The organism is Streptomyces sp. SA15 (genome assembly GCF_002291145.1).
In the GTDB taxonomy this organism is placed as follows: Bacteria; Actinomycetota; Actinomycetes; order Streptomycetales; family Streptomycetaceae; genus Streptomyces.
Map to the genome: position 1 here is coordinate 16603 of NZ_NTGE01000123.1, position 22485 is coordinate 39087.

General features: G+C 71.1%; 22 protein-coding genes and 2 pseudogenes. 10 read left to right on the forward strand and 14 right to left on the reverse strand.

The window, feature by feature from the left end; all coding sequences use genetic code 11:
• Positions 1-360: pseudogene (locus tag CLM62_RS51950) on the reverse strand (hypothetical protein); the annotation flags it as partial.
• Between the two features lie 384 nt (positions 361-744).
• Between CLM62_RS51950 and purN the strand changes: the two are divergent.
• Both purN and purH read left to right on the forward strand, forming a co-directional pair.
• Positions 745-1374: a phosphoribosylglycinamide formyltransferase gene (gene purN, locus CLM62_RS28725; RefSeq protein ID WP_095752819.1), complete on the forward strand. Its 630-nt coding sequence runs from the start codon at positions 745-747 to the stop codon at positions 1372-1374.
• Complete coding sequence (gene purH / locus CLM62_RS28730) at positions 1371-2963, forward strand: bifunctional phosphoribosylaminoimidazolecarboxamide formyltransferase/IMP cyclohydrolase (protein ID WP_095752820.1); 1593 nt, start codon at positions 1371-1373, stop codon at positions 2961-2963. The genes purN and purH overlap by 4 nt, the downstream gene beginning before the upstream one ends.
• A gap of 261 nt (positions 2964-3224) precedes the next feature.
• On the opposite strand, the gene CLM62_RS28735 is transcribed toward purH, so the two are convergent.
• The 5 genes from CLM62_RS28735 to CLM62_RS49450 form a co-directional block, all read right to left on the reverse strand.
• The gene (locus CLM62_RS28735) at positions 3225-5072 is read right to left on the reverse strand and encodes a serine/threonine-protein kinase (protein ID WP_095752821.1); all 1848 of its coding nucleotides are present in this window, start codon (positions 5070-5072) and stop codon (positions 3225-3227) included.
• 110 nt (positions 5073-5182) lie between these two features.
• On the reverse strand, positions 5183-5605 hold the full coding sequence (locus CLM62_RS28740) for an ALF repeat-containing protein (RefSeq protein ID WP_095752837.1): 423 nt from the start codon (positions 5603-5605) through the stop codon (positions 5183-5185).
• A 73-nt stretch (positions 5606-5678) separates the two neighbouring features.
• Positions 5679-6161: a hypothetical protein gene (locus CLM62_RS28745; RefSeq protein ID WP_095752822.1), complete on the reverse strand. Its 483-nt coding sequence runs from the start codon at positions 6159-6161 to the stop codon at positions 5679-5681.
• Between the two features lie 72 nt (positions 6162-6233).
• On the reverse strand, positions 6234-7145 hold the full coding sequence (locus CLM62_RS28750) for a hypothetical protein (protein ID WP_257004142.1): 912 nt from the start codon (positions 7143-7145) through the stop codon (positions 6234-6236).
• 89 nt (positions 7146-7234) lie between these two features.
• Positions 7235-7402 (reverse strand): ATP-binding protein, encoded by a 168-nt coding sequence (locus tag CLM62_RS49450; protein WP_143659165.1) that lies wholly within the window; start codon positions 7400-7402, stop codon positions 7235-7237.
• A gap of 83 nt (positions 7403-7485) precedes the next feature.
• Here CLM62_RS49450 and CLM62_RS28755 point away from each other — a divergent pair, with 83 nt between their 5' ends.
• On the forward strand, positions 7486-7680 hold the full coding sequence (locus tag CLM62_RS28755; protein ID WP_095752839.1) for a DUF397 domain-containing protein: 195 nt from the start codon (positions 7486-7488) through the stop codon (positions 7678-7680).
• A gap of 6 nt (positions 7681-7686) precedes the next feature.
• On the opposite strand, the gene CLM62_RS28760 is transcribed toward CLM62_RS28755, so the two are convergent.
• From CLM62_RS28760 to CLM62_RS28785, 7 genes are all read right to left on the reverse strand, one after another.
• Positions 7687-8304: a M23 family metallopeptidase gene (locus CLM62_RS28760; RefSeq protein WP_143659164.1), complete on the reverse strand. Its 618-nt coding sequence runs from the start codon at positions 8302-8304 to the stop codon at positions 7687-7689.
• An 85-nt stretch (positions 8305-8389) separates the two neighbouring features.
• On the reverse strand, positions 8390-9784 hold the full coding sequence (locus tag CLM62_RS28765; RefSeq protein ID WP_095752824.1) for a protein kinase: 1395 nt from the start codon (positions 9782-9784) through the stop codon (positions 8390-8392).
• Positions 9781-10524 (reverse strand): hypothetical protein, encoded by a 744-nt coding sequence (locus tag CLM62_RS28770; RefSeq protein ID WP_095752825.1) that lies wholly within the window; start codon positions 10522-10524, stop codon positions 9781-9783. Before CLM62_RS28770 ends, CLM62_RS28765 begins: the two co-directional genes overlap by 4 nt.
• 172 nt (positions 10525-10696) lie before the next feature.
• The gene (locus CLM62_RS50270) at positions 10697-10849 is read right to left on the reverse strand and encodes an ALF repeat-containing protein (protein WP_179382264.1); all 153 of its coding nucleotides are present in this window, start codon (positions 10847-10849) and stop codon (positions 10697-10699) included.
• A gap of 178 nt (positions 10850-11027) precedes the next feature.
• A complete protein-coding gene (locus CLM62_RS28775; RefSeq protein WP_095752826.1) occupies positions 11028-12602 on the reverse strand; it encodes a protein kinase in 1575 nt (524 codons plus the stop codon).
• Positions 12599-13345: an FHA domain-containing protein gene (locus CLM62_RS28780; protein WP_095752827.1), complete on the reverse strand. Its 747-nt coding sequence runs from the start codon at positions 13343-13345 to the stop codon at positions 12599-12601. The genes CLM62_RS28775 and CLM62_RS28780 overlap by 4 nt, the downstream gene beginning before the upstream one ends.
• A 140-nt stretch (positions 13346-13485) precedes the next feature.
• Complete coding sequence (locus tag CLM62_RS28785) at positions 13486-14103, reverse strand: RDD family protein (protein ID WP_095752828.1); 618 nt, start codon at positions 14101-14103, stop codon at positions 13486-13488.
• A gap of 265 nt (positions 14104-14368) precedes the next feature.
• Here CLM62_RS28785 and CLM62_RS28790 point away from each other — a divergent pair, with 265 nt between their 5' ends.
• From CLM62_RS28790 to CLM62_RS28805, 4 genes are all read left to right on the forward strand, one after another.
• Positions 14369-15223, forward strand: coding sequence for a bifunctional methylenetetrahydrofolate dehydrogenase/methenyltetrahydrofolate cyclohydrolase (locus CLM62_RS28790; protein WP_095752829.1), 855 nt, complete (start codon positions 14369-14371; stop codon positions 15221-15223).
• Complete coding sequence (locus CLM62_RS28795) at positions 15213-15680, forward strand: DUF3017 domain-containing protein (RefSeq protein ID WP_095752830.1); 468 nt, start codon at positions 15213-15215, stop codon at positions 15678-15680. Before CLM62_RS28790 ends, CLM62_RS28795 begins: the two co-directional genes overlap by 11 nt.
• Before the next feature lie 587 nt (positions 15681-16267).
• Positions 16268-17566 (forward strand): XRE family transcriptional regulator, encoded by a 1299-nt coding sequence (locus CLM62_RS28800; protein WP_095752831.1) that lies wholly within the window; start codon positions 16268-16270, stop codon positions 17564-17566.
• Positions 17567-17935: 369 nt separating this feature from the next.
• Positions 17936-18925 (forward strand): malate dehydrogenase, encoded by a 990-nt coding sequence (locus tag CLM62_RS28805; RefSeq protein ID WP_095752832.1) that lies wholly within the window; start codon positions 17936-17938, stop codon positions 18923-18925.
• Between the two features lie 73 nt (positions 18926-18998).
• Here CLM62_RS28805 and CLM62_RS28810 read toward each other — a convergent pair whose 3' ends face one another.
• Positions 18999-19901: a MarR family winged helix-turn-helix transcriptional regulator gene (locus tag CLM62_RS28810; protein ID WP_095752833.1), complete on the reverse strand. Its 903-nt coding sequence runs from the start codon at positions 19899-19901 to the stop codon at positions 18999-19001.
• A 201-nt stretch (positions 19902-20102) separates the two neighbouring features.
• Between CLM62_RS28810 and CLM62_RS28815 the strand changes: the two genes are divergently transcribed.
• From CLM62_RS28815 to CLM62_RS49455, 3 genes and pseudogenes are all read left to right on the forward strand, one after another.
• A complete protein-coding gene (locus tag CLM62_RS28815; protein WP_095752834.1) occupies positions 20103-21890 on the forward strand; it encodes a hypothetical protein in 1788 nt (595 codons plus the stop codon).
• Positions 21877-22230 carry a hypothetical protein gene (locus tag CLM62_RS28820; RefSeq protein ID WP_095752835.1) on the forward strand — a complete coding sequence of 118 codons (354 nt, stop codon included), beginning with the start codon at positions 21877-21879 and terminating at the stop codon, positions 22228-22230. The genes CLM62_RS28815 and CLM62_RS28820 overlap by 14 nt, the downstream gene beginning before the upstream one ends.
• Positions 22231-22240: 10 nt before the next feature.
• A pseudogene (locus CLM62_RS49455) lies at positions 22241-22485 on the forward strand (hypothetical protein); the annotation flags it as partial.

Sequence of the window (22485 nt, forward strand, 5' to 3'; positions counted from 1 at the left end):
GCCCTGCCCGCCGCCTCCGCCCGGGCGCTCGCCGAAGCCGCCGGGGGAGCGGCCGGGCTGGCGGTCGCTCCATTGGCTGCCCCACGTAGAACGGCCGCCGTCACCCTGCCCGTCCTGCCCGTCCTGCGAGCTGTCGGAGCCCTCGTCGCCGCCCGTCGGACGGCGCGGCCGCCACGGGCGGTCCGGCGTGCCCTCCGGTGGCGGCGCGAACGGGTTCTCGTCCTCTTTCGCGCCGCCCCGCTCGCCGCCGGGCGCGTCCGGAGGTGAGGTGGGGCGCTCCCGCAGCAGCACGCCGCTGCGCTCCCCTCCCTGCACCGACTGCGGGGGGAGCGTGAGGAGTCGCAGACTGCGGTCCGGCATCAAGAGAGCGTCTTCCCCTTGTGGATACGGCTGGATAAACGACTGGATACGACTGGATACGACTGGATACGACTGGAGTGGACTGGTGGATTGGACTGGATTCGACTTGTGGGTAGGACTGGATACGGCTGGCTGATACGAGCGTCTGGCGTGAGCTGTTACTTCGTGAACGCACCACACACCGACCGCGTTCCCGTGCCCGCTCCTCGCAGACGCTACCTTCCGGCCATGCCCCCGTCCCGTGGGGGCCGCCCGGTGTGCCGGTATCGTTGCTGACGGTCGGCCGCTTCGTAAACTTCCCCGTATCCGGGGGCGCGAAGCATTCGTATGAATATACATATCGCCGGCCTTGCTGAAACGCTCCCCCGAGAAAGGGTCCCCACCGTGGCCGCCAAGCCCGTGGCCAAGCGCCTCGTCGTGCTGGTCTCCGGATCCGGTACGAATCTGCAGGCGCTGCTCGACGCCATCGCGACCGCCGGCCCCGAGGCCTACGGCGCCGAGATCGTGGCCGTCGGCGCGGACCGGGAGGGCATCGAGGGGCTCGCACGCGCCGAGCGTGCCGGGATCCCCACCTTCGTCCGCAAGGTGAAGGACTACGGGAGCCGGGAGGAGTGGGACGCGGCCCTCGCCGAGGCCGTCGCCGCCCATGTGCCCGATCTCGTCGTGTCCGCCGGGTTCATGAAGATCGTGGGGAAGGCGTTCCTGGAGCGGTTCGGTGGGCGGTTCGTCAACACCCACCCCGCCCTTCTCCCCAGTTTCCCGGGGGCCCACGGCGTCCGCGACGCGCTCGCGTACGGCGCCAAGGTCACCGGCTGCACCGTCCACTTCGTCGACGACGGCGTCGACACCGGGCCGATCATCGCTCAGGGCGTGGTGGAGGTCCGGGACGAGGACGACGAGAGCGCTCTGCACGAGCGCATCAAGGAAGTCGAGCGAAGGCTGCTCGTCGATGTCGTGGGGCGGCTCGCCCGCAACGGCTATCGCATTGAGGGACGAAAGGTAGTTATCCAGTGACCGCCACCGCCGAGAGCAACAAGCGGGCCATCCGTCGCGCGCTCGTCAGCGTCTACGACAAGACCGGGCTCGAGGAGCTCGCGCGCGGACTGCACGAGGCCGGCGTCGAGCTCGTCTCCACCGGGTCCACCGCCTCCCGCATCGCCGCCGCCGGCGTCCCCGTCACCAAGGTCGAGGAGCTCACCGGCTTCCCCGAGTGCCTGGACGGCCGCGTCAAGACCCTGCACCCGAAGGTCCACGCGGGCATCCTGGCCGACCTGCGCCTGGAGGATCACCGGCGGCAGCTGGCCGAGCTGGGCGTCGAGCCGTTCGACCTCGTCGTCGTGAACCTGTACCCCTTCCGCGAGACCGTCGCCTCCGGTGCCTCGCCCGACGAGTGTGTGGAGCAGATCGACATCGGCGGGCCGTCCATGGTGCGCGCCGCCGCCAAGAACCACCCGTCGGTCGCCGTCGTCACCAGCCCCGCCCGCTACGGCGACGTCCTCGCCGCGGTCAAGGACGGCGGCTTCGACCTCGGCACCCGCAAGCGCCTGGCCGCCGAGGCCTTCCGGCACACGGCCGAGTACGACATCGCGGTCTCCTCCTGGTTCGCCTCCGTCTACGCGCCCGCCGACGCTGCATCTGATAGCGGCTCCGCCGCGGGCCAGTTCCCCTCCTTCGTCGCCACCAGCCTGGAGCGCGCGCACACCCTGCGCTACGGCGAGAACCCGCACCAGCCCGCCGCCCTCTACACCGCGGGCACGGGCGGCCTGGCGGAGGCCGAGCAGCTGCACGGCAAGGAGATGTCGTACAACAACTACGCGGACACGGACGCCGCCCGCCGTGCCGCGTACGACCACGCCGAGCCGTGCGTCGCGATCATCAAGCACGCCAATCCCTGCGGCATCGCGATCGGCGCCGATGTCGCCGAGGCGCACCGCAAGGCGCACGCCTGCGACCCGCTGTCCGCGTTCGGCGGTGTGATCGCGGTCAACCGGCCGGTGTCGAAGGAGATGGCCGAGCAGGTCGCCGAGATCTTCACCGAGGTCATCGTCGCGCCCGACTACGAGGACGGTGCGCTGGAGGCCCTCGCCAAGAAGAAGAACATCCGCGTGCTGCGCTGCCCCGACGGCCCCGCGCACCCCGTCGACGTCAAGCCGATCGACGGCGGCGCCCTGCTCCAGGTCACCGACCGCCTCCAGGCCGAGGGCGACGACCCGGCCAACTGGACCCTGGCGACCGGCGAGGCGCTGAGCGAGGCCGAACTCGCCGATCTGGCCTTCGCATGGAAGGCCTGCCGTGCCGTCAAGTCCAACGCCATCCTCCTCGCCAAGGACGGCGCCTCGGTCGGCGTCGGTATGGGGCAGGTCAACCGCGTGGACTCCTGCAAGCTGGCGGTCGAGCGGGCCGGTGCGGAGCGGGCCCGGGGTTCGTACGTCGCCTCGGACGCCTTCTTCCCGTTCCCGGACAACATCGACGTCCTGAGCGAGGCCGGGGTCAAGGCGATCGTCCAGCCCGGCGGCTCGGTCCGTGACGAACTCGTCGTCGAGGCCGCGGAGAAGGCGGGCATCACGATGTACTTCACGGGGACGCGGCACTTCTTCCACTGATGGTGGGGTCACGAACGAACGAGGGCCCGCGGGTCACCGACCGGCGGGCCCTAGGGGGCTTCTGATGGATCTCCGCGGCGTCGCGACGCCCGGCACGCACTCTCGCCGCACCGGACAAAAGCCCTAGTAGCTCCTCCCCCACGCTCGGCTTCGCTCGCGCGGGGGGACCCCCATCGAGGACTTCCGCCCGGCACGCCGAGAGCACGCACCGAACGCCGCTCCTTCTTCCACGGAGATCCATCAGAAGCCCCCTAGCCCCGTTCACGTCGAACTGCGCAGCGCCGCCCAGGTGTTGGTGCCCACATCGCCGTCTACGGCCAGTCCCTTGTCGCTCTGGAACAGCCTGACCGCGGACACGGTGTCCTCACCGAACTGGCCGTCCACGCCCGAGCCGCCGACGCTGTAGCCGCGTTTGGTCAGCATGCACTGCACCTGGACGACGCGTTGACCCTTGTCGCCGTAGGTGGTGAGTTCGGAGCCGGAGTAGTAGGTGCACTGGGAGATCCAGGGCGGGGCGGCGGGTTTCGTCGCGGTCTTGGAGGGGGTGGGGGTCGGGGTGCTGCCGCCGCCGTCGCTCCCGCCACCACCGCCGGGTGCGGCGGTGGGGTTGCCGTCGGGGGTGGCTTGCGCTCCGCCCGCACCGCCCGCGGATCCGGACGCGTCACCGTCGGCGTCTTCCGACTCCTTCCCCTTCTCCGTCTCCTTCGCCTCCTCCTTGTCGTTCTTCTTCTCCTTGGTGGCGGAGGGCGAGGCGGAGGGGCTGGGCCGGACCGAGGCCGGTCCGTCGCCGGGGGTGGCGTCGGCGGAGGCCGCCGGCGGGGCGGAGGCGGTTTCGTCGAGGTCCGGGCGGGTGAGGAAGAAGGCGCCCGCGGCCACGGCGACCACGGCGATGCCGGCTATGACGGCGAGGTAGGGCGCCTTTCGCCTACGGCGGTCGCCGTGCTCGCCGGCCGGGCGTGTGGTGGAGGCGTCGTACTGCACGGGCGTCTGCGGACCGCCGTGTTGCCCCGGCGGCGTCGGCATCCCGTACGCCCCCGGCGGCGTCGTGGGACCGGACTCCGGGCCGGGCGGCGCGGGAGCCGCCACCTGCCACGTCGGCGGACGGAAGTGGCCGGTGTCTTCGGAGGAGGCGTGTTCCAGCAGCTCACAGCCCTGCTGCCGGGCGAGCAGGCGGGTGGCCAGCGGTTCGTGCCAGGACGAGGTACGGCTATGACCGGCCGCCGTGGCCGCGCCGGTCAGCTGCTCCGGAGTGGGCCGCCCGGCGGGGTCCTTGGCCAGGCAGGAGGACAGGAGGGCGGCCAACGCGGGGTCGGCGGCCGCGAGTTCGGCCATGACCTCGTGCTTGGGCTCCTCGAAGGCGATCCGGTGCATGACATCCACGCCCGTGCCGTCTCCGAAGGGGGCGTGTCCGGTCGCGGCGTAGACGATCGTGCACGCGAGGGAGAAGACGTCGGAGGCGGTGTCGCAGCGGCCCTCGCGCAGATACTCGGGGGACATGTAGGCGGGCGTGCCGACCCGGTTGCCGGTCGTGGTGATCGCGCTGCTGTCGGCGGCCTGCGAGATGCCGAAGTCGATGACGTGCGCGCCCTGCGGGGACAGGATGACGTTGGACGGCTTGAGATCCCGGTGTACGACCCCGGCGGCGGCCAGCGCCGACAGCGCCTGCCCCAGCTCCGCCACCAGCCGCCACACCCCGGTCGGCTCCAGCGGGCCGCACTCGCGGACGGCGTCGGCGAGGTTGAGGCCGGGCAGGTACTGAGTGGCCATCCACAGCAACTCGTCCTCGAACCCGGTGCCGAGCAGGCGCGGCGCCTGCGGAGTGACCACGCGCGCGTGCACGGCTGCCTCCCGCTGGAACCGCCGCCGGAAGTCCGGGTCCTCGGCGTACTCGGGCCGGATCACCTTCACGGCGGCGAGCCCGGGGGCGTCGTCGGCGGGCCGCGCGAGGTAGACCCTCCCCATGCCCCCGCTGCCCAGCCGCCCCAGCGGCACATACGGCCCGATCCGCCCGGGATCGGCGGGCAGCAGCGGCGCCGCCCCCGTCTGCTTCAGCGCGGCGTCACCGGACGCCGGGTCGTACGACGGCTTGGGGTGCCGTTGGTCGGTCATGGATCCCCCGTGGTGCTGTTCTTCCCCAACAGGCTGCCGCGGTCACGTCAGTTGCCGCGAGGCTACCGTGCCGGGGCGGGGGAGCGGGGCTCCAGTAGTGCCAACAGGCCCTAGCCGTCCACCTCGTACTGCCCGACCTCCAGGAAGTACCGCATCTCCTCCGGTGTACCCTCGATGGCCTGCTCGGCCGCCGCGCGCAACGCGGCGCTGATGGTCGGGTCGGCCAGGATGCGGGCGATGCGGACGCGGTCGTCCTCGGCCCGGGCGAGGCGGTAGCCGGTCTCCAGGAAGGCGCGCAGCGCCTCCGGGGTGTTGGCGTCGAGGGCCTTGTTGGCTTCCCGGATGACAGCCTTGTCGGTCTTCGGGTCGGCGGAGGCGAGGATGCGGGCGATGGCGACGCGGTCGTCCTCGGCCTGGGCTGTCCAGCGGCCGGTCTCCAGGAAGTACCGCTGGTCCTCGATCGTGCCGTCCATGGCCTTCTGCGCGGCGGCGTAGACGGCCTTGCCGGTGGCGGGGTCGGCGACGATGCGCATGATGCGCTCCACTCAGGTCATGCGCAGAGGTGCGGCGGCCGGATGCGGCCGCCGCACCTAGGGTGCCGGTGCGTCAGTCCATGAACTTCTTGCAGGCTTCCTTCGCCACCCACCGGTGGGAGCTGATCCTGTTGTCCGCGGTGTAGCTGGGGTTGCCGCTGAACACGTCGTCCGACTTGAGCGAGGAGGCGTACTTCTGGCCCTTCGTCAGGCAGATGGCTCCGCCCTTGTAGTCCTTCAGCCGGTAGAACGCGACCGCGTCGCCGGAGGTGCCCCGGTGCAGGAGCGACGTGGCGCGGTTGTCGTCGTCGCCCTGGAATGAGCGAGAGCTGTTGCCCCAGTTCTCGTCCCAGGACTTGGCGCTGCCGAGGTACTTCTCGCAGTAGGAGAGGCGGTACGCGTACATGTAGCCCAGCCTGGCCTGCTCGTAGTTGTCGTCGCAGTTCGCGGCCGCAGCCGCCCGCGCGGTGGGAGCCGCCTGCGTGGAGGTGGCGGGGACGAGGACTCCGAGGCCGGCGACCCCGAGGGCGGCCAGTGTGGCGGTCAGCTTGCGCATGACAGATCACTCCTTGATTCGTGAGGTGGTGTGGTGGTGCTGGTGGTCCGTAGCGGGGGTGTCCGAGGCGCGTCAGGCCGTCACGCCGGTGATGTCCTCGGCGTGGGCCAGGGCGGTGCGCTGCATCTGCCGGTAGGTGGCGACCGCGTCGGCGTACCGCTTGAGCTTCTGCTCGCGGTACTCGCGTTCGAGGCCGCGGGCCGTGTCGGCCAGGCCGGACTCACCGCTGCTGGCACAGACCGCCTCGTCGGTGGCCAGGGCCACCTCGACGGCGTGCGCCTTCACGTCGCTCAATCCCTTGGTCAGCGCGGGGAGTTCCTCACGCAGCTGCCCGGGCGAGCGGTAGTCGTGGCCTGCCTCGCGCATACAGGACGACCATGCCTTCTCGGCGTTCACGAAGCGCTTGTCCGCCGTGAGGGCCGGGACGAACAGGGAGGTGAGGTTCTCAGCGGCCGTCGAGACGCGGAACCAGGTCTCGTATCCGCCGTAGAGCTCGGCCTTGGCCTCGGCCTGACACCCGGAGGCGGGGGCCTCGATCCTTGCGCCGCCGGGCAGTTCGGCGCTGATCGTGTCGGAGGGCATGCCCTCCATGGCCCTGGTGTAGCGGATGCGCTCGGTGCGCGGGAACTTGTTGTAGTACGCGGCGTTGGGGTCCGCGGCCCGGGCCTTCTCGGCGGCCTTGACGAGCCGTCCGCCGTAGCCGTGCTTCTTCACCCAGGCGACGTCGTCCAGGACGTAGGCGTAGGACCGGCGCTCGTCGACGCTCGCGATCCGCCACACCCAGTACTTGAAGCCCTTCGCCGCCATGCACTCCCTGACGAGCGTTTCCTCAGCGCGCTCGACGACGATCTGCTCGGCGTCGGTGAGGTCGCGGCCCGGACCCTTGTTCCCGGACGGTTCTGTGGCGGCCGACGCGGTACAGCCCGCGGTCGTGGCGGTGACGATCACCGCCGCCGCACATTTCATGGCGAACGCTCGCCTCATGATGGTGCTCTCCTTGCTGCGCCGTCCCCCGTGGCGGCGCGTGAACACCACTGTGGGGGGAGCGCCAGGAGAGCGGTACCTGCAATGTTTCAGGGTCGGAATTCGCACCACACCGTCTTGCCACGCCGGTCCTGCGTCATGCCCCACCGTGCGGCCACCGCGTCGAGCAGGAGGAGACCGCGTCCCCTCTCGTCCTTCGCGCGTACGGCACGGCGGGCCTCGGGGACGGCCTTGGGGAGCGCGAGCAGGTGGAGCACGAGGGTTCCACCGGTCGGCCGCCTTGCGGAGGGCTGCGGCCAGGGCGCGGGCGGTGGCGACGTTGCAGTTGCCGAGTGCAGAGATGAAGCGCAACAGGGGCATTGACCTGAGCTCCGTCGCTTGGCGCAAGAGCAGCTACAGCAACGGAGATGGCGCCGACTGCCTCGAAGTCGCCGACCTCGACGGCATCGTCCCCGTCCGCGACTCCAAAAACCCAGAGGGCCCAGCCCTGGTGTTTCCCACCCGAGCCTGGGCCCTCTTCGTCAGCTCTCTCTGAGCGGCGTCAGCAGTTCTTGCTCGTGACGTCCTTCCACATCTTGCCCGCGCCCGTGTACTCCTTGCCGTTGAAGTGCACGGGCTTGCGGTTGGCCTCCGTCGGGATGCCGTTCGTCTTGTAGCGCTGCTCGTAGTGCAGGTGCGCCCAGCCGCCGCCGTTGGCGCCGGTGGCGCCGATGTGGCCGATCCTGGTTCCCGCGGTGACCGTGTCGCCCTTCTGGACGTACCTGTTGTGCTTGTCCCTGAGGTGGTAGTACGCCGTGTACCAGCCGCTGCCGTGGTCGATGATGATGACGTTGCCGGCACCCCGGTCCCAGAAGGTACGGGCCACCTTGCCCTTGTAGCCGGCCAGCACGTTCTTGCCGGACGATCCCGTGTTGCCCTTCACCACGATGTCCAGTGCCGGGTTGTGGCCGCTGTCGTAGGTGTCGAGCCGCCAGTGCGTGTTGCAGGCGAACGGCATCTGGAACTTGGGCTTGGCCGCCGCGATCACGTCGGCCGCCGGGGCCGAGGTCGGCGCCGCCGTGGCCGTGCCGGCGGACTCGAGGCCGAACGAGAGCGCGAGCGCGCCCGCCGCGAGGGCCACGGCCGTCTTGCGACGTCGGGCCATGTCGGTCGTCTTCATCAGCATCTCCCCGTTGTGTTCTTGGTTGCGAGCACGACGAGCATGCGGTTGCCGTCGTGAGTGCGGTACCTGAAAAGTTGCAGGGTCAGCAGTCCGCCACCCACTCGTGAGAGCGGATCACCAGGCCGCCGGGATCAGGGAAGTTGATCTTCTGCAGCTCCTGGAGGCAGCCGAACGGCTCCTTCTTGTTGGCCTTGCGGAAGAGCGCGACGTCGGCGTGCGGGTCCCCGGTGTAGCCGTTGTTGAAGGCCGACCTCGGCCTGGTGGTCTTCGCCCAGTCGCAGGTGACGATGCCGCCGATCCAGTCGTCGTCGTACTCGTACCAGGCGCACATCTCGCCCTGTCCGTTCGCCTTCGTGAAGAAGCAGACGTCGCCCTGGTCGCAGCGGTCGTACCCCTGTGGCGCGGGCTCGCGCAGGGCGAGCAGACCGGCCGTGACCAGCGACACCGCCGTGACCGCGGCCAGCCCGCCGAGCAGCGCCGGATGCGGGCCGCGCCTCGGCTTCAGCCGGGGCAGCCGCGGGGAACGGGCCGCCCCGGCCGCGGCCTCGACCCGGCGGAGCAGGGCCTGCCCGGAGTGCGGGGCCCGGTCGGCGTGGGTGGGGGCGAGGCAGTCGGTGACGATCTGCCGCCAGGCGTCCGGGAGTTCGGGTGAGAGGCGGAGTTCGTCGCGGCCTTTGGCGTAGCGCTGGACCGCTTCCCGGCGGGCGACCGGGTTCGTCCCGGGGAACGGCAGGCTGCCGGTCAGTACCAGGTGGGCGATGATGCCGAAGGCCCAGATGTCGGCGGTGGTACGGGTCTGGTGGCCGCGTTCGCCGACCTCGGCCCACAGGAGTTCGGGCGGGGTGTAGTCGGAGGTCGTGAACGCGGGGGAGTAGGCGTGGCTGCCGTCCAGCTCGGCGGCCAGGTTGAAGTCCGCGAGCCGGACCGAACCGTCCGCCATCAGTAGCACGTTGGCGGGTTTGAGGTCGCCGTGGACCCAGCCCGCATGGTGGAGGTGGGCCACCCCCTCGCAGATCTGGGCGACCAGGGACGGCCCTCCGGGGACGGCGACGGCACGGTCGGCCGGGGCGTCTCCTCGGCCCCGCGACCGGGTCGGCAGCTGGTCGAGCAGCTGGTCGAGGGAGCCCTCGGCGCGTTCCAGTACGAGGACGGCGGCGCCGTCGAGGCCGGGGCGGGCGGGGTCGTCCACGGTCAGGGCCTCGTACATGCGGATGAGGCGTGGGCGCTGCAGCCTGCGCAGCAACTCGGTCTCCCGCTCGGCGAGTTCCCGCAGGTGGTGCAGCTGGCGTGGAGTCTGGGTGCCCGTGGGCAGGAACTTCAGAGCTGCCTCGGCCGGCAGGCCCTCGGCGGGCTCGGCGCACCGGGCGGCGTACACGCTGCCGAAGGCCCCGGACGCGATGGGTTCGCGTACCTCCCAGGCACCGACGCGGTAACCCCGCGGGACCTGCACGGCGTGCGGCGACGACTCGACGCTCATCGGACGGCCTCCGCTTTCCCGCTCAGCAGCGCCAGGTCGGCCTCCTGTACGAGGTCGAAGCGCAGGGCCAGGGAGACCAGGCGCTCCTTCTTGCCGTTGAGACGGGGGCCGCCGCACGGTGCCGTGTCCGGAGCCGGTTTGAGGCGCAGCTTGACCGCCAGGTAGTCGATGTTCCACGCCACCGACGCACGGGAGACCGACGGCCACAGCGGGCGGAGTCGCTCGACGAGCTCTTCGGCCGTGGGCAGCGGGGCGTGCGGCTCGCCACGCAGGCGTGCGGCGCACAGGGCGACCAGGACCTGGAAGTACCGCTTGCCGCGGTCGAGCGGGAAGGCGGACGTGGTGGGCGCCCCGTCCCGCGGGCCGGTGCGGTCCAGATAGTCGTGGCGCGGGGCCCAGACGTCGAAGCTCAGCAGCTCGCTCCCGGCGGGCAGGACCACGCGCGAGAACTCGAAGGGCACCGGGGCGTCGAGCCGGCCCGGCGGGACCTTGATGTGCTCGCCGGCGCCTTCCGGGTTCTCGACCACGTACGTCTGCGCGCTGCTCAGATTACTGAGTCTCCAATAGGCACCCACGGCCGTGATCTCCCCGGCCTCCCTGGAGACGCCCTCGTGCGGGATGGCCAGGTACGGGCCGTACGGTCGTGGGGTACGGCCGAAGGCCAGGGACTCGCTGGGCTCGAGGTGAATGTGATCGTCCGGGTGCGTGCTGTACATGGGCACGACAATGATGCTGTGCATGACTGCTTCCTCCCCCGACAGGACTCGGGCCAGGGTAGGAAGGGAGAGCGCGGATGCCTCAAGAGCACGCAAAGGCGGCGTGTCGTGTACGAATGGTGCGATGTTTTGCGATAAAGGCATTCGTTCCCCCTCCCGAAGCCTGGGCCCTGTTCATGAACTCGCTCCGGACGTCCTAGCCGTCCACCTCGTACCGCCCGACCTCCAGGAAGTACCGCAGTTCCTCCGGCGTGCCGTCGATGGCCTCGGCGAAGGCCGGGGTGGTGAACAGGAGGGCCGGGGCGAGGGCGGTGGCCGCGACGAGCAGGGTGGTGCGCGTGGGTCTCATACGTGAACCTGTCTCCTCGAAGAGATGCCCGTGGATTCGTGCGTCAATTGACGGTCGTCAACTGACTGTGGCGGAATCATCCCTTGTGCCCTCGCCCGAGATCACTGCCGGAAGCGTGCAGTCTTCGCGGTTCGTTGTTGCCGGGCCGGGCCGGGCCGGTACCTCAGACCTCCCAGGGTCACTTCTCCCCGCCCGGCGTGTACTCCTTTAGGTAGTGAGCGACGCGGGCGGCGTAGTCGCGGTACTTCGGGGGAACCCCGCCCGCGTCGTTCACGCTTGTGGACGATGTCCGGTAGGCGGCCGCCAGCAGCACCCGGCGGTCGCCGGACAACCCGGTCGGATCGAGGCGCGGTTCCATGAAGCAGAGATAGCGGCCCACGGCCGGGATGGACTCGGCGGCGGTGAGGGGAGGTTCGGGGGTCTCCTTCGCGGGGACGCCGTCCGCGCGGATGTACCAGCGCAGGATGCTCGGGCTCCAGCGGGCGATGCCGTACTCGCCCTCCTTGCCCGCCGTAGGGTCGGAGAGGTCGGGGTCGAAGTCGCTCTCCGCCTTCAGCAGCGCGGCGATCAGCGCGGGCGTGACCTCCGGCTGGACGCAGTCGTGGGCCGCGTCGACGATCAGCCGGCGGTAGGCCACCGGGACGCCCTTGTCCGTACGGAGTTCGGAGGCGCCGTAGGTGGCGGGCGTGACCTTCGTCGTCCCGGTGGTGGAGCCCTTGCCGTCGCTGCCGCCGGAATCGGCCCAGGTGCTGATGCCGTAGCCGAGGACGGCCACGGCGACGGTGGCGGTCGCCGTGGCCAGGACCGTCGTACGGCGGGAGCGGCGGCGGGGGAGCAGGGCGCGGGGCAGCCGGGGGGAGCGGGCGGTGCCCGCCGCCGCCTCGACCCGTCGGAGCAGGACGTCGGTGGAGACGCGGTCGGCGTGCGTACGGGCCAGACAGTCCCGCACGATCTCCCGCCAGGCGTCCGGGAGTTCGGGCGACAGGCGCAACTCGTCGGTACCGCGCGCGTAGGCGGCGGCCGCGTCCCGGCGGGCCGTCGGGGTGCCGCCGGGCAGTGGGAAGGAGTCGGTCAGCAGCAGATGTGCCAGGACACCGAAGGCCCAGACGTCGGCCGAGGGGCGGATACGGCGGCCGCGCTCGCCGATCTCCGACCAGAGCAGTTCGGGCGGGGTGTAGTCGGGCGTGGAGAAGGCGGGGGTGTAGGCGTGGGTGCCCTCCAGCTCCGCCGCCATGTTGAAGTCGGCGAGCCGGGCCGAACCGTCCTTCATCAGCAGCACGTTGGCCGGTTTCAGATCGCCGTGCACCCAGCCCGCGCGGTGCAGCTGGGCCAGCCCCTCGCAGATCTGCGCGAGGAGGGCGGGGCCGGCGGCCGGGCGGGGCGAGGCGGCGAGCAGGGCGGACAGGGAGCCTTCCGCCTTCTCGAGTACGAGGACCGTGGCGCCGTCGAGGCCGGGGCGGGCGGGGTCGTCGACGGTGAGGGTGTCGTACATCCGGATCAGCCGCGGACGCCTGAGCCGGCGGTGCAACTCCAGTTCCCGCTCGACGAGTTCACGCAGATGGGCCAGCTGGCGCGGGGTGCCCGTGCCGGTGGGCAGGAACTTCAGGGCCGCCGTGCGCGGCGACCCCTCCGGGCCGTCCGCGCGCCGCCCCACGTACACGCTCCCGAACGCCCCCGTGGCGATCGGCTCGCGCACCTCCCAGGCGCCCACCCGGTATCCCTTGGGGACGGGTACGGCGTAGGGCTCGCTCACCGTGACTCCCGGGTGGCCGGGGCCGCCAGGACGACGAGGTCGACCTCCCGGACCAGGTCGAAGCGGAGCGCCATGGACACCAGCGACTCCTTCTTGCCGTTGAGCCGCGGGCCGGTGTCCGCCGTCTCCGGGCCGGGCTTGAGACGCAGCTTCACGGCCAGGTAGTCGATGTTCCACTGGACGTTGGTGCGCGAGGCGGCCGGCCAGCCGGGGCGCAGCCGGTCGACGACCTGGTCGACGGTGGGCAGCGGGGCGTGCGGCTCGCCGCGCAACCGCGGCTCGCACAGGGCGGCCAGGACCGCGAAGTAGCGCTTGCTGCGGTCGACGGAGAAGGCGGGCGCGGTGGTGTCGCCGTCGAGACCGCCCTCGGTGCGCAGATAGTCGTGGCGTGGCGCCCATACGTCGATCGCCAGCAGGTCGCCGGCGGCGGGCAGGACCACGCGCGAGAACTCGAACGGCACCGGCGCGTCCAGCCGCCCCGGCCCCACCTTGATGTGCTCGCCCGCGCCCTCGGGGTTGTCCACGACGTACGTCTGGTGGGCGCAGAGGTTGCTCAGGGTCCAGAAGGCGCCCTGCGCGGTGATCGCGCCGGCTCTGCGGGACACCCCGTCGTGCGGAACGATCAGGTCGTTGTCGTGTGCGGAACGGCCGAAGGTGAGCCGCTCGCCGGGCGCGAGCCGCAGTTGTGGGCGGTTGGGCTCGTCCTCCGTGGTAGGCGGAGGTACCACGATGATGCTGTACACGGTGCGTCTCCCCGTCCCCGCAGGTCTACGAGTCAGAGTGGGCGACGCACCGGTGCCGTGTCACGGCGTGACACGGCACCGGGGAAAGGATGGCGAGAACGCATCGTCACCATCCGTCGTGCTATGTGGTGAATCCGTGGTCACTGTGAGCGGATCACGATGGACGAGCAGACCTTGTCGGCGAACGTCTGGCTCTTGGCGTCCCAGGCCGGCCACAGCCAGCCGAGGTAGCACGGCAGGCTGTCCAGGAAGTGCGCCAGCCGGCGGACGAAGGCCATGCCGACGCCGAGCGGCTGTCCGTCGCTCTCCCGCACCAGGCGGATGCCGACCGCCTTCTTGCCGATGGTCTGGCCGGTACGGCCTTCCGTGATCAGCATCCAGATCGCGACACCGATGACGCCGAGGCCGCCGATCAGCGACAGGAATCCGGTCTGAGCGCTGATGTCGATGGCGACGAGGATGTACGGGACCATGAGGACGAGACCGTCCACCAGGGTGCCGAGGAAACGCTGGCCCCAGTTCGCGTACGAGGGCTGGCCACCGTAACCCGGCTGCTGCGGGTAGCCGTAACCGGCCGGGGCCTGGGGCGCCTGCGGGTAGCCGTAGCCCTGCTGCGGCGGGACGCCCTGCGGGGCCTGCGGGTAGCCGTAGCCGGGCGGCTGCTGGCCCTGCTGGGGGTAGCCGTATCCGGGCTGCTGCGGCGGCTGCTGCGGGTTCTGCGGCTGACCGTAGGGGTTGTTGGGCGTGCCGAAACTCATGGCGAGATTCCTCCGTTGCGCAAAGGGGGGACGATGCGGATTGTGCGGAGGAACGTAACGATCTGAGCGGTTTGCCCCCCGAACATCAACCGCGATACTGCGCCACCATCGTTCTCCGAGAGGCGAGTTGTTGTCCAGCCGCAGTCCGTATGTGTTGTGCAAGTGCAACATCGCTGATCATGAGGGGATACGGGGGGACGGATGCCGCGCCGCCCAGTCGGCCCCGGATTGGAACCCGGGCCCGGTCATCGGCGAGGATGGGTCCATGACCGCCCAGATTCTCGATGGCAAGGCCACCGCAGCCGCGATCAAGTCCGATCTGACCGCCCGCGTGGCGGCGCTGAAGGAGAAGGGCGTCACGCCCGGCCTCGGCACGATCCTGGTCGGGGACGACCCCGGCAGCCAGAAGTACGTCGCAGGCAAGCACCGCGACTGCGCCCAGGTCGGCATCGCCTCCATCCAGCGCGAACTGCCGGCCACGGCGACGCAGGAGGAGATCGAGGCGGCCGTACGCGAGCTGAACGAGGACCCGGCCTGCACCGGTTACATCGTCCAGCTGCCGCTCCCCAAGGGCATCGACGAGAACCGCATCCTGGAGCTGATGGATCCGGACAAGGACGCCGACGGCCTGCACCCGATGAACCTCGGCCGGCTCGTCCTGAACGAGCCCGCCCCGCTGCCCTGCACCCCGAACGGCATCCTGACCCTCCTGCGTCGCTACGGCGTCGAGATCAAGGGCGCCGAGGTCGTGATCGTCGGCCGTGGCGTGACCATCGGCCGCCCGATGCCGCTGCTGCTCACGCGCCGCAGCGAGAACGCCACGGTGACCCAGTGCCACACCGGCACCCGCGACCTGTCGGCGCACCTGAAGCGTGCGGACATCATCGTCGCGGCCGCCGGCTCGGCCCACCTCGTCCGCGCCGAGGACGTCAAGCCGGGCGCGGCCGTCCTCGACGTCGGCGTCTCGCGCAGCGCCGAGGGCAAGATCGTCGGGGACGTCCACCCGGACGTCGCCGAGGTGGCCGGCTGGATCTCCCCGAACCCCGGCGGCGTCGGCCCCATGACCCGGGCCCAGCTGCTCGTCAACGTGGTCGAGGCGGCGGAGCGCAGTGTCGGTTGAGAGCAACTCCGAGGAGCTTGAAGTACGCGACCCCGTCAGCGCGCCCGACGCCGAGGGCAGGCCACGGCGGGTCACGCGCCGCTTCCCGCTGTTCACCCGGGACACCGCGCGCCCCGAGGGCGGCGGCCTGGCCGCACCCGGCGAAGCCCCGGCGCCCGCCCGGCAGTGGCCGGTCCTCGCCGTGCTGTCCATGGCCGGCTTCGGCCTGCTGCTGACCGCCGTCGACCTGTTCCGGTACGGCACGCTGCTGATCGGCGTCGCGCTGCTGGTCGGCGGTGCGCTGCGCTGGGTCCTGCCGGACGTCGGCATGCTCGCCGTGCGCTCCCGCTTCACCGACATCGTCACGTACGGCGTGCTGGGGCTGGTGATCGCGCTGCTGGCGATGATGGTGCAGCCGAACCCGTGGCTGGTGATCCCGTTCCTGAAGGACACGCTGCACTTCACGGTCAGCAGTTAGGGCGTATGTCACTGGTACGGCGGCCCGTCCTCTCCCCCGAGTAAGGACGGGCCGCCGCCGGGATCCACACTCCTGTACGGGAACTGGCTGTTCAACGGCTGTCTGTTTGCTGTGGCACGGAAGTGACCGTTCCGCTACGGTGTCCGCGCCCTGCCACAGCCGCACCCGACCCGGGAACCGATCAGCCCATGGCCGTCCAGGCCCGGCCCCGCCCGGCGACGGCGCCCGTGAAGCCGGCTCGTCGGCGCCGTTGCGTTTGGGTGAGCCGGGCACTGCTGTGGCGGGCGGTATTTCCGGTGTGTCACACCTGTGTCGATGTATTGACAAGTTCGCGGATTTGACACGAAGTGGTTCGACATCGGGGTTAGCGTGACCAATCTGCCGGTCGAGGGGTGGACCTCGGTGTGAAGGGCGTGCAACGGTGCATGCTCGCGAACGCCACGCTCCGGTGCGCCCCCACCCCGGGAACTGAGATCCTGAATGGGCGCATCCCTGTGGGTAGCCACAACGGGGACTCGGCAGAGGGCACCACGCATGGGGACAAGCGGGGAAATACCAGCACAACCGGGGGGAAGAGGGGGGTTGCAATGCCTCGTTGGAGGGCCTTGCCGGAGGAACTCGATCCGCAGGTCAGGGAGTTCGCGAGCCAGCTGCGGCGGCTCGTGGACAGAAGCGGCCTGAGCATCGCGTCGGTGGCCGACCGCACGGGTTACAGCAAGACGTCCTGGGAGCGTTACCTCAACGGCCGGCTCCTCGCACCCAAGGGCGCGATCGTCGCCCTGGCCGAGGTCACCGGCACCAATCCCATCCATCTGACGACGATGTGGGAACTCGCCGAGCGCGCCTGGAGTCGCTCGGAGATGCGCCACGACATGACCATGGAGGCCATCCGGATCTCCCAGGCGCGCGCCGCGCTCGGCGAGTTCGGCGCGCCCGCGCCTCCGGCGAGCGCCGCCAAGGGCGGCAAGACGGCCCGCAAGAGCGGCAGCGCCACGGTCACGCCCGGCATCGCCGGACCGGCCGGCGTCGTTCCGACCGTGCCGGCGCAGCCGACGGCCCCGGAGACCCGGGACGCGGCGGGCGACGTACGGGAGGTCCGGCCGCCGGGGGTGAGCTCGGGCAGCCCGAAGGGTGGTTCGGCGGGTGGTTCGGCGGGTGGTTCGTCGAGCGTCTCCGCGGGCGCCAACTCGTGGGGGCTGGCGGGCTATCAGGGGCCGTCGCAGGGCGGCGGGCGTACGGCCGGATCTGCCGGATCTGCCGGGTCGCTCGGGTCCGCCGGTACGGTCGGGTCCGCGTCGTCGGCCGACGGTCCGGGCCGGACCCCGGCGCCGTCGAGGCCGTACGGCGAACCCCCACAGGGTCCCGGACACGGCGGTGAGCGCTCCGAAGGGGCGGGCGGCAAGCGGCGGCTGACGATGTTCTTCGCGGGCGTCGTCGGTGTGGTCGTCGTGATCGGGGCCGCGTTCCTCCTCACCAACGGCGGGGGCGACAAGAACGAGGGCGCCACCAAGTCCCCCTCACCGAACGTCAGCACCGAAGCCGATCTGCCGCCCGGAGTGAAGTGCAGCGGTGACTCCTGCACCGGCAAGGACGCGGAGAGCATGGGGTGCAGCGGCGATCTGGTGACCACCGCCAAGACCGCGACCGTCGGCACGACCGTCGTCGAGGTCCGCTACAGCGAGACCTGCGGCGCGGCATGGGGGCGGATCACCCAGGCCGCGCAGGGCGACGAGGTGCGGGTGAGCGCCGGCAAGGCCGCGCAGAGCGGGAGCATCACCGTGGCCGGGGACACGATCGCGTACACGCCGATGGTGGCCGTGAAGGACGCCGGTGAGGCGAATGCCTGCGCGGCGCTGGCCTCGGGGCAGGAGGGGTGCACGGAGTAACCGGGGCAACCGGGGTAACCGGGGTAACCGGGCGCCGGGAAAAAGAATTCGGGGGAGGACGCATGCCCGCCTGAATCGCGGGCACGCGAACGTTACCCCCACGGGAGTCCGGCAACCGGTACCCCCAAACGGCGGCCGCCTTCGTCCCCCTCTCCCGGACGGGCGGCCGCCACTTCGTGTCGGCCGTAGACGAGCGACTGCGACCGCCGTAGACGAGCGACTGCGACTTGTGGGCCGGGCCACACAGCCCCGGACGTCCGGGATCCCGGATGCGCGATAGCCTGACGCTGGATCTCTCTTGACGCCAAGAGATCGATCAAACATCCGGGGCAGTGCCGCCCCACCGCCAGCTGTCATACGGAGAACGCCATGACCCGCACTCCCGTGAACGTCACCGTCACCGGCGCGGCCGGCCAGATCGGTTACGCCCTGCTCTTCCGCATCGCCTCCGGCCAGCTGCTCGGCGCGGACGTGCCGGTCAGGCTGCGCCTCCTGGAGATCACCCCGGCGCTGAAGGCCGCCGAGGGCACGGCGATGGAGCTGGACGACTGCGCCTTCCCGCTCCTGCAGGGCATCGACATCACGGACGACCCGAACGTCGCCTTCGACGGCGCCAACATCGCCCTCCTCGTGGGCGCCCGCCCGCGCACCAAGGGCATGGAGCGCGGCGACCTGCTCGAGGCCAACGGCGGCATCTTCAAGCCGCAGGGCAAGGCCATCAACGACCACGCCGCGGACGACATCAAGGTCCTCGTCGTCGGCAACCCGGCCAACACCAACGCGCTGATCGCCCAGGCCGCCGCCCCGGACGTACCGGCCGAGCGCTTCACCGCGATGACCCGTCTGGACCACAACCGCGCGCTGACCCAGCTCGCGAAGAAGACGGGATCGACGGTCGCCGACATCAGGCGCCTGACCATCTGGGGCAACCACTCCGCCACCCAGTACCCCGACATCTTCCACGCCACGGTCGCCGGCAAGAACGCCGCCGAGGTCGTGAACGACGAGAAGTGGCTCGCCGAGGACTTCATCCCGACCGTCGCCAAGCGCGGCGCCGCGATCATCGAGGCCCGTGGCGCCTCCTCCGCGGCCTCCGCGGCCAACGCGGCCATCGACCACGTCCACACGTGGGTCAACGGCACGGCGGACGGCGACTGGGCGTCCATGGGCATCCCGTCGGACGGCTCCTACGGCGTGCCGGAGGGCCTGATCTCCTCCTTCCCGGTCACCACGAAGGACGGCAAGTACGAGATCGTCCAGGGCCTGGACATCAACGAGTTCTCCCGCGCCCGCATCGACGCCTCCGTCAAGGAGCTCGAGGAGGAGCGCGAGGCCGTGCGCGGCCTCGGCCTCATCTGAGCCGCACCTGATCACCACCTGAGAACTCCCCTCGGCGCATCCGGCCGAGGGGAGTTCTTCATGTGCGGCTTCTTCATGTGCGCTCTGTCAGCCGCTTCTCGAACCAGTGGTGGGCGTAGACGTGATCGACGTACGCCGGGATCTCGACGTACCCGCACGCCCGGTACATCGCCTGCTCTTCGGTGAGCGTCGCGTGCGTGTCCAGTCGCAGGACCTCGAAGCCGCGTGCGGCGGCTTCCGTCTCCAGGGCCGCGAGCAGCCGTCGGGCCAGGCCCAGGCGGCGGGCGTCCGGGTGCACCCACACGTGCCGGATCTCGCCGACGCCGGGTTCCAGGCGCCGTAGCGCCCCGCAGCCCACCGGGCGGCCCTCCTCGTACGCGACGAAGAACGCACCCGCGTCCCCGGAGACCTCCTCCGGCCGTACGAGATCGGACTTGTCGAAGCCCTCCGGGAAGCGGGCGTCGATGTCGGCGGCGTAGGCGTCCAGGCAGGCTCGGGCGTACGGGGAGGCGCCGTCGACGAGTTCGACGGTGATGCCGGCGAGGCGCAGCAGGCGCTGTGCGGTGGCCAGTGCCCCGGTCAGCTCGGTGCGCTGGCCCGGGGCGAGGCCTTCGAGCAGCCCGGCGGCGAAGGCGCCCGCCCGGCGGTTCTGCTCCTTGACCTCGGCGCGTCCGGCGGGGGTCAGCTCCACCCGCCGCAGCCGGTTGTCACCGGGGTGCACGCTCATCCGGACCAGGCCCTGCGCCTCCAGGGCCTTCGCCATCCGGCTGAGATACCCGGCGTCGAGACCGAGCCGGGTCCTGAGCTCGCGCAGGGACGCCCCGGACGCGCTCTCGTGGATCTCGAACAGCAGCCGGGCCTCGCCGAGCGGGCGGTCCTGCCCGAGGTAGTGGTCGTCGAGGACGCCGATGCGGCGCGTGAAGTAACGGTTGAACCGGCGGAGGGCCGCCACCTGGTCTGTCGACACTGGCTCCATAATTCCTTTGACTGTAGTCAAAGAACTGGGGAAAGTGAAGACGTGAAGACCTCGTACGCATCGGACATGCGCGGACACCCCGCGTGACAATCCGGTTCCCCCGGTCCTTCCCCTCGCTCTATGCTGATGGTTTGTCAACAGCCGTCAGCTGCTGTCAACAGCACTGTGAGCAAGGGTTTTTCCACGCATCGGGGGAGTCGCGTGAGCACCGCATACGTGCCGCAGCAACCACAGCCGGCACCGGCCGGCACACCGCCGACACCGGCGGCGCCACCGCAACCGGCCACCCCGCCGCACGCCAGCGAGGCGACCCGGCTGCTGTGCGCGGGCACCTATCTGGACGCCGGTTACCGCGACAAGGTCATCGAGGAACTGCACCTCAACGAGCAGCGGATCGTGGCGCCCTCGCTCGGCTTCGACGCCGCCCGCGTGCTCGCGCACGCCCTCAGGGCCCGGCGTCAGGAGCTGACCTGGGCCGCGGCGATCCTCGGGCTGTGGGTGGTCGGCACCGCGCTCACCGGCGGCCTGCTGGGTCTCTTCCTGGGCCCCAGCCTGTACCTCGCGGTCGCCTCGCTGATCAGGGGCCGCAGCGAGCAGCCGCCCCTGTACCGCAGGGTGCCCGCCTTTCTGGTCCGCTGGTGGGGCCGGCTGACGTTCGCGTTCCTGCTGGTCGTCACGGTCATCGCGGCGTTCGGCGGCTCGGACGACAGTTCCTCGTACGGCTCGTCGTACGACTCGTACGGCTCCTCCGGCCTGTACGGCGACAGCTTCTCCGACTCGCCGGGCTTCTCCGACGTGCTGTTCGTCGGCTCCGACGGCCTCGACGACCTGGTCGAGCCCTGGCAGGCCTGGGCCACGCTCTTCATGTTCGCGCTGATCGCCCTGTGCCTGGCCGCCCAGCGCGGCCAGTTCGCCCGGGTGATGGGCGCCGAACTGTCTCCGCAGCGCTTCCCGGACGCCGCCGGCGACCCCGCCGAGCAGGCCGAGGGGCAGAGGTTCCAGCGGATGAAGGGCCGCATCCGGCTCGAGCAGCACGCGCCGCTGATCATGTACCACGAGGCGCGGCCGTTCTGCGGGGCGGGCGCGGCCTACGACACCTGGGTCCTCGCCGTCGAACTCCGGCCCGACAGCACGAAGAAGGAACAGCAGCCGCTCGGCAACCGCGCGGTCCTGGAGAAGATCCGGCCGCTGCTCGAACAGCTGCGGCTGCCCGCCGAGTTCGCCGGCCACGCCGTGCGCGACCGGCTGCGCTGGCTGGAGATCGACGAATGCGTGTTCCTGCCGGCCGAGGGGCTGCGCCGGCGCGAGCAGGCGCCGTACACCCCGGAGGCCTTCGAGGAGCACCGGGCGCGTGCGGTGGAGGAGGGCGGCGAGAAGCGCCGGCACTTCCTGCGCATCCGCGTCGGCGGCTGGGAGGAGGAGGTGGTCGTCACGGTCTTCGTGCGCATCCACACCCAGGGCCGCATGCTCATGCTGGAGGTCGCTCCGCACGTGCTGACGCCGGTGCGTGAGGACTTCAAGGACGCCGACCGTACGGCCCACCGGTTCCGCCACAACAGCGCGCTCGGCAAGGCGGCCTGGGCGATCGCCCGGGTGCCCGGATCCGCGGCCCGCTCCCTGATCACGCTGGGCAAGGGCCTGACGCACGTCTGGCGGCTGCTCACCGGCGGATACGCGGGGGCGCTGCCCGACGGGCCGGCGCTGTCCGTGCGGGAGCTGGGCTCGGTGGACACCGGGTCCCTCTTCCAGGAGATGGACGTCGCCCGCTACTTCAAGGGCATCCAGGACCGGGTGGCGAACGGGGTGCGGGCCGCGCTGGCCGACTCCGGCTACGAGACCGGCGAGTTCGTCCAGAAGATCGTGAACACCGGCAGCGTGAACATCGGCCGCATCGAGGGCAGCACCTTCGCCGTCGGCAGCCATGCCTCCGCCGCCTCCACGAAGGGCGGCTCCGCGCCGCAGAAGGGATCCACCGATGGCAACGGATGAGCCGAACGTCAGCATCGGCGACGTCTCGCACAGCACCTTCGCCATCGGCAGCCACGCGCACGCCGAGAGCCACCACGGGACGGCCGTACCGCGCGACCCGGCCGCCGAGGAACTGCTGAAGGCCGTACGCGAACTGCGCGCCGACCTCACCCGGATGCGGGCGAGCGAGGAGACGGCCGCGCTCGACACCGCGCTCGCCGAGACCGAGGACGAGATCACCAGCACCGGCCAGGCCGGCCCGTCACGCCTCGACCGGCTGCGGCAGCTGCTCCACGACTCCCAGGCCCTGGTCGGCCTGGTCGCGTCGGCCGGGGCCGTGGCCGGACTGCTGGGGATGTGAGGGGGACGGCATGAGCGGGGGAGCGCGGTACTGGAACGAGGAGACCCAACGCTGGGAGGACGACGACGGCACGCGCACCGCGCCGACTCCGGTGACACCGCCTCCGCCGGCCCGACCGGGCTTCGCGCCGACGTGGCCGGCCGGGGTGGGAACGCCGGGGGTGGCCACGTCGGGCGCGGGGGAGGCGGGGGCGGAGTCGGCGCAGGCCGTAGATGGCCCGGACGCGGGGTCGGCGCAGGCGCCGGGCGGTCCGGG